This is a genomic window from Mesorhizobium sp. (assembly GCF_004962925.1).
Classification (GTDB): domain Bacteria; phylum Pseudomonadota; class Alphaproteobacteria; order Rhizobiales; family Rhizobiaceae; genus Mesorhizobium.
This window is the reverse complement of sequence record NZ_SUEO01000123.1, coordinates 13,777-19,221: the sequence shown is the minus strand read 5'-3', so window position 1 is coordinate 19,221 and position 5,445 is coordinate 13,777. Positions and strand designations below refer to the sequence as shown.

Annotated in this window: 6 protein-coding genes, 2 tRNA genes and 1 pseudogene; 6 read left to right on the top strand and 3 right to left on the bottom strand. The window is 61.8% G+C overall.

The window, feature by feature from the left end; translation table 11 throughout:
• Window positions 1–440, bottom strand: a 440-nt coding sequence (locus E5W87_RS22210) for a dihydrofolate reductase family protein (RefSeq protein WP_292402272.1), incomplete at its 3' end; no start/stop codon positions are given.
• Between the two features lie 117 nt (window positions 441–557).
• Here E5W87_RS22210 and E5W87_RS22205 point away from each other — a divergent pair.
• On the top strand, window positions 558–842 hold the full coding sequence (locus E5W87_RS22205) for a winged helix-turn-helix transcriptional regulator (protein ID WP_367118858.1): 285 nt from the start codon (window positions 558–560) through the stop codon (window positions 840–842).
• On the opposite strand, the pseudogene E5W87_RS22200 reads toward E5W87_RS22205, so the two are convergent.
• Both E5W87_RS22200 and E5W87_RS22195 read right to left on the bottom strand, forming a co-directional pair.
• A pseudogene (locus E5W87_RS22200) lies at window positions 746–1,009 on the bottom strand (helix-turn-helix domain-containing protein); the annotation flags it as partial. The gene E5W87_RS22205 and the pseudogene E5W87_RS22200 sit on opposite strands and share 97 nt — an antisense overlap.
• Window positions 1,010–1,116: 107 nt before the next feature.
• A tRNA-Asn gene (locus tag E5W87_RS22195) sits at window positions 1,117–1,191 on the bottom strand.
• Window positions 1,192–1,411: 220 nt separating this feature from the next.
• Here E5W87_RS22195 and E5W87_RS22190 point away from each other — a divergent pair.
• The 5 genes from E5W87_RS22190 to E5W87_RS22170 all read left to right on the top strand — a co-directional run.
• Window positions 1,412–1,672: a hypothetical protein gene (locus tag E5W87_RS22190; RefSeq protein WP_029353198.1), complete on the top strand. Its 261-nt coding sequence runs from the start codon at window positions 1,412–1,414 to the stop codon at window positions 1,670–1,672.
• 321 nt (window positions 1,673–1,993) lie between these two features.
• A tRNA-Cys gene (locus E5W87_RS22185) sits at window positions 1,994–2,067 on the top strand.
• A 107-nt stretch (window positions 2,068–2,174) separates the two neighbouring features.
• Window positions 2,175–2,843 carry a protein-L-isoaspartate O-methyltransferase gene (locus tag E5W87_RS22180; RefSeq protein ID WP_292402266.1) on the top strand — a complete coding sequence of 223 codons (669 nt, stop codon included), beginning with the start codon at window positions 2,175–2,177 and terminating at the stop codon, window positions 2,841–2,843.
• 184 nt (window positions 2,844–3,027) lie between these two features.
• Window positions 3,028–4,416, top strand: a complete 1,389-nt coding sequence (locus tag E5W87_RS22175) for a TolC family outer membrane protein (RefSeq protein WP_292402264.1) — start codon at window positions 3,028–3,030, stop codon at window positions 4,414–4,416.
• A gap of 212 nt (window positions 4,417–4,628) precedes the next feature.
• Window positions 4,629–5,445, top strand: an 817-nt coding sequence (locus E5W87_RS22170; RefSeq protein WP_292402259.1) for a DUF2497 domain-containing protein, incomplete at its 3' end; no start/stop codon positions are given.

The following is a 5,445-nucleotide window of genomic DNA, read 5'->3' as shown; positions in this document are numbered from 1 at the left end:
GGCTTGCCGCGGCCAAGCACGACGGGGTGCAGGTAGATGCGATACTCATCGATCAGGCCGAGTTCGGTGAGGCTTCGCGCCAAGACCGGGCCGGCAACTTCGATTTCTCCGGCGCGCTCGGCCTTCAGCTCACGGATCGCGCCCTCGAGATCACCCTCAACAAGCGAAGCGTTGGGGCCGACGGATTTCAACGAGCGCGAGACGACCCATTTCGGCTGGCTCCGCCACGCCGCCGCGAAGGCGTGTTGCTCTGCATCCCACTCAGGATGATCGTCGTCCCAGTAACGCATGATCTCATACATTTGGCGACCGTACACACTGCCTGCCTGCCCCTGAGCCTCCTCGATGAAGTGGCGGAAGAGCAGGGGGCTTGGCGCAAACGCCATATGGTCGACGTAGCCGTCCAGGGACTGGTTCATTCCGAACACGAGCTCAGCCATACCGACTTCCTTTCCTCACCCGGATATCCGTGCAGTTCTGGTTGCGTTATGCAATTGGTTGTAAGCTAGATCGACTGATTTTATATCGCAATTGGTTTTTGGAGTGCGCATGAACGCTTGGAGAAGGCGGGATTGATATCCCGCCGCGGACGATCCCACCCACAGAAGACCATCTACAGCCTGACCGAAGCATCCATCGCTCTGGTACCCTTGCTGGCCTACATGGGCGGTTGGGGCCTGCGTCACACGCCGGCGTCGAAAGAACTCTCCGTACACGCGAAAATCCTTGAGGACGGAGGCCCGGCTTGGACATCCGGGTACAGGCGCACCAATCGCTCCCTGATCTTCAGCGCGCCCTGCTTGGCACGCACAATCAGCTTCTCGATTTGGAGAGGAAGCTGATTGGCGTGCCGGTAAGGCCGCCGCGGTCAGTCAGCCCTTCTAGCTCGCTGTCATTGTAGCGATTGATGAGCTTGTAGCCGGTCTGCGCGAGATCCGAACTCCCGGCAGACCGCCGCCATCTTCTCGCCATGCATAAGCCGCGCTACGAATTTGAGACGCTCGTCCATAAGGTTGCACTCATGCCAAGGCACCTTTGCTCTCCTCGCAAAGTCTGGAAGTGTAACCCATGTCCCCGGAATGAACTGTCACCCATCTCGGGAAGACAAGAAAAGACTGGCTCCCCGGGCCGGATTCGAACCAGCGACCAACCGGTTAACAGCCGGTTGCTCTACCACTGAGCTACCGGGGAACAGAGGCTCTCATGTGAGTGGCGCAGCCTATAGCAAACCCGTTTCGGCTTTGCAAAGAAGCATTTCGATTTTTTCGGCGCTTTTTCGCGCGGCGATTTCTGGCAATCGGGCGCGAGCACTCTCATATGAGCCGTCTGACGGCTGCGCGGAACCGAAAAGGTGGTTGCGGCATTCGTCAGCTGGTGCTTTTACTTTGCCCGAACGGACCATTAACCAGACATGAGCGCAGCAAGCCACAACCATCCACCGGCACGGAAAATATCGGTCTTCGGCCGTCAGTTCACCATGCCGCGCTCGCGCGGTCTCAGGATTGCGATCGGCGTCGTGCTGATCTTCGGCGGCATTCTCGGCTTCCTGCCGATCCTGGGCTTCTGGATGATTCCAATCGGACTGCTGGTGCTCTCCTACGAGTTTGCCTTGGTGCGCCGCCATCGGCGCCGGCTCGTCGTGTGGTGGGAGCGGCGGCGGCGGCCGAACTGACGACGTGGCAAGCCTCTGTGAGGGGGCGTCTTCCCAGCCCGGCTCGACCCGGCTAATGCCCGGAGTGCTTTCCCGGCCCTCGCAATTCTCCTTCAGAATGGCGGAACCTTCTGCTTGCCCGGCGTAAGGTCCAGGCCCCGGGGCTTCTCTTTGCCATATTCAGTACTTAACGGTTAACTAATGTATTAATTGCAGCATGCGTGTCGACGATTCGACACGTGGCATCATGGCCCAGAGGAAACCGTCCGGAATGCACCATGGCCGCTTGACGGCATTTTCGCCGCAACCTATTGGAACCGGGTGGAACGCCGGGAGCAATGAGGCCTCGTGGCGGAGTGGTTACGCAGAGGACTGCAAATCCTTGCACCCCGGTTCGATTCCGGGCGAGGCCTCCAATTGCCCAAGCTCCCGCGCACCAGCGCCAGGGGGCTTGAGTTCCGGTCGAAATGAGCCGCGGTCCCGGCGCGGCAAGCAGATTGGTTTTGGGCAGATTGGTTGGGACATGAGCGCTGATTTTGCCGAACGCCGGGTGAAAATGGTCGATGGCCAGGTCCGCACGACCGACGTGACCAGCGCGCCGCTGCTCGACGCAATGCTTGTCGTGCCGCGCGAGGCCTTTGTCGCCCCCGGCCAGCGCGATCTCGCCTATATCGACGAGGACATCCGCATTGCCAATGGAGCGGATGGCCCACGCTATCTCATGGAGCCTTCGCCGCTGGCCAAGCTGATGCAACTGGCCGAGATCGACCTTGGTGATTCGGCGCTCGATGTCGGCTGCGGCACCGGCTATGCGGCGGCGATCCTGTCGCGGCTGGCAAAGTCGGTCGTCGCGCTGGAAAGCGATCCGGCACTGGCCGAGACCGCCACGTCGACGCTTTCGGCGCTGGGCTGCGACAACGTCACCGTGGTCAAGGGATCGCTGCCGGAAGGCCATGCCGCGGGGGCACCCTACGACGTCATTTTCATCGGCGGCAGCGTGGAGAAAGTGCCGGCGGCGCTGCTTGACCAGCTTGCGGAAGGCGGCCGTCTCGTCGCCGTCGAAGGGCAGGGGAATTCGGGTGTAGCCCGATTGTTTTTTAAGACAGGGGGGATTGTAACCGGAAGAGGCGCATTTAATGCGGCAATTAAGCCACTACCGGGATTCGAACGTATCCGTGCGTTTGAGTTCTGAATGATTTTGGCTTGCAGCAGAGGCGTTGTCATGTTCGCTTGCGCTTGAACAATCGTTGCTGATCCGCATGACTGGGGTACTCTTGGGGGCTGATAGCAGGGAACCTGAAACACATCGCGCCGGCTGCTCGAATGAGAGAAGCCGGCGCGGTGTGGTTCCCGTGCAAAACGAATGAGGGAATAACGTGCCGTCTTTACGCAAGAGTCTTTTTGCCGCCGTCCTTGTTTCCGCGACCGCGCTTTCTCCGCTGGTCGCCTCGGCGGAAACCATCCTTGGTGCACTTTCAAAAGCCTACCAGAACAATTCCTCGCTCAATTCGGCTCGTGCCGGCGTCCGCGTCACCGATGAGGGCGTCGCCATCGCCAAGTCCGGCTGGCGCCCGACCATCAACGGTTCCGCGAGCATCGACTACTCCAGCAGCCATCTCAATGGCTCGAACCGAAGCATCGCCCTAACCACGGGCAACTTTGGCGTCCAGATCGACCAGACCCTGTTCGATGGCTTTCAGACCAAGAACAACGTCGCCGCCGCTGAATCGCGTGTCCGCGCCTCGGTCGAGAGCCTGCGCAACACCGAAGAGAACATCTTGTTCAACGCGGCAAGCGCCTACATGGACGTGATTCGCGATCGGCAAGTGGCGGTGCTGACGGAGCAGAACCTGCAATTCCTGACCGAGCAGGCGCGCGCGGCGCGCTCGCGCTTCGAGGTCGGCGAAGGCACCCGCACCGACGTGGCGCAGGCCGACGCCGAGCGCTCCTCCGCCGTGGCGGAACTTGCCGCGGCCCGCGCGCAGGCGCTGGCAAGCGCTGCGACTTATCGCCAGATCGTCGGCGACGAGCCGGGCAGGCTTAGGGCCGCTTCGCCGCTGTCGAAGCTGTTGCCGTCGAACCTCGACGCGGCAATCGCGATTGCATCCGGTGAGCACCCAGCCATCCTCGCCACCCAGCATCTGGTCGACGCGGCGGCGTTTTCGGTGAAATCGGCCGAAGGCGCGCTGCTGCCGCAGCTCTCGGCTTCAGCCGGCCTTTCGAGCGCCTATCGCAACACGGTTCCGGGCGTTTTCGGGACGCAGGATGGCACAACCAATTCGGCCAGCATCGGTGCCACGCTGACCGTGCCGATCTATTCCGGTGGACGGAATTCGGCGACGGTGCGCCAGAATAAGGAATCGCTCAGCCAGGCCCGGATCGAGGTCGATGTCAGTCGCGACACCGTGCGGCAAGCCGTGACCTCGGCGTGGACGCAGTATACTGCCGCTCAGCAAACCGTGGTGGCCAACAGGCAGGTGATCGCCGCCGCGCAGCTTGCCTTGAGCGGCGTCATCGAGGAGCGCAATGTCGGCCAGCGCACCACGCTCGACGTTCTCAATGCGCAAGCCACCTTGATCACCGCCAAGATCAACCAGGCCAGTTCCGAACGCGATTTGGTGGTGGCGAGCTATGCCATCCTGTCGGCGGTCGGTCGTCTGTCTGTCGATCGTCTCGCCCTTCAGGTGACGAAATACAGACCTGAAGAGCATTACAATGCGGTCAAGGACAAGTGGATCGGCCTGCGCACGCCGGACGGCCGCTGAACGCTCCACCAGTTTGAAATTCCATCCAGTTTCAAGCCATTAGAGCCCGTGCGTTCAAAAGAATGCGCGGGCTCTAATCTGTTGAAATCCAACACACCCTCAGATTGGGGATTCTCGTAAGGCGATCCGTCGGTTACGCTGTTGCCATGATTCGAATCCGGCTTGGCCGGACTGGAAATCTGCAACGAGTCACAAGGGCGGCGGATGTGACGATGGCGACGGCAAGCAGCGTGCAGCGCGAACCTTCCATGGAAGAGATACTGGCTTCCATCAGGAGGATCATCGAGGACAATGATACCGGCCGCAAGCAGCCGGAGGAAGAGAACGACCTGCTGCAGGATTTGGCGTCGGTGACTGTGCCGGCACCGGCGGCAGGCGGGACGCCGGCACCGGCAGGCGAGACGCCGCCGGAAGTGGATGCGTTTCGCGCCGAATTGCGTCCGGGATTTGACGCCAGAAGGCCGGCCACGCTGGCCGAGGTGCAGACGGCTCCGTCGGTCGCCGAGCCCGTCATCGCGCGCATGGAGCCGCCGGTGCGTTCCTATCCGGTTCCGGTCAAAGCTCCCGTGACGCTTGCCAGGGCCGCTGGCGGGCCGGCCCCGGCCGCCAAGCCGGATGCGACGGCAACGGTTGCGGAAACGACCGACAGAATCGTTGCCGATTGGCGGCGTGAGATCGCCGCAGTCGGCGAAGCGATGACAGCGGCCAAGCCGGATAGGCCCGAAGTGCGACTGGCGCCGGATGCCGAACCGAAGACTGAGGTTTTCGAGGACGCGGCCGAACCTGCTTTCGAGCCGGCCTCGCCGCGAAGCGGGTTGGCGCTTCCGACGGCAAGCGAGGCACCATCCACTCGTCCATCGATCCTTTCCGAACATAGGGGCCGGCAGGTTGCCGCCGCCTTCGGCGAGCTTTCCGATGCGTTCGCCAGCCGCAGCAAGAAAACCTTCGACGAGATGGCCGAAGAGATGCTCAGGCCCATGCTGCAAGACTGGCTGGACAACAATCTGCCGACGCTGGTCGAGCGGCTGG